1 protein-coding gene is annotated in these 496 nt (G+C 63.3%); it reads left to right on the forward strand.

Annotated features, from left to right (window positions below):
• Positions 1-16: 16 nt before the first annotated feature.
• Positions 17-496, forward strand: a 480-nt coding sequence (locus AACY19_RS27075; protein WP_339454565.1) for an FAD-dependent oxidoreductase, incomplete at its 3' end; no start/stop codon positions are given.

Genomic DNA, 496 nt, shown 5'->3' on the forward strand with positions numbered 1-496 from the left:
CAAGAAGGATCCTCCCTTGGCTGATACGTTCGATCTCGTCATCCTCGGCTCCGGCCCCGGCGGTTATGTCGCCGCGATCCGCGCGGCGCAGCTCGGGCTCAAGACCGCCATTGTCGAGCGCGAGCGGCTGGGCGGCATTTGCCTGAATTGGGGCTGCATCCCGACCAAGGCGCTGCTGCGCACCTCGGAAATCTATCACTATATGCAGCACGCCGAATCCTATGGCCTGAAGGCCGAGAAGGTTGGTTCCGATCTGCCCAAGATCGTCGAGCGCAGCCGCAAGGTGGCGGGCCAGCTCAACGCTGGCGTCAAGGGCCTGATGAAGAAGAACAAGGTCACGGTCTATGAAGGCGTCGGCACGCTGACGGGCAAGGGCAAGCTCAGCGTCAAGCAGGGCGACAAGACCTCCGAGCTGGAAGCCAAGCACATCATCATCGCCACCGGCGCACGCGCGCGCGATTTGCCCTTCGCCAAGGCGGATGGGGAGCGCATTTGG

Origin of the sequence: Pseudomonas sp. EA_5y_Pfl2_R50, assembly GCF_963970475.1 — a bacterium.
GTDB lineage: Bacteria > Pseudomonadota > Gammaproteobacteria > Pseudomonadales > Pseudomonadaceae > Aquipseudomonas.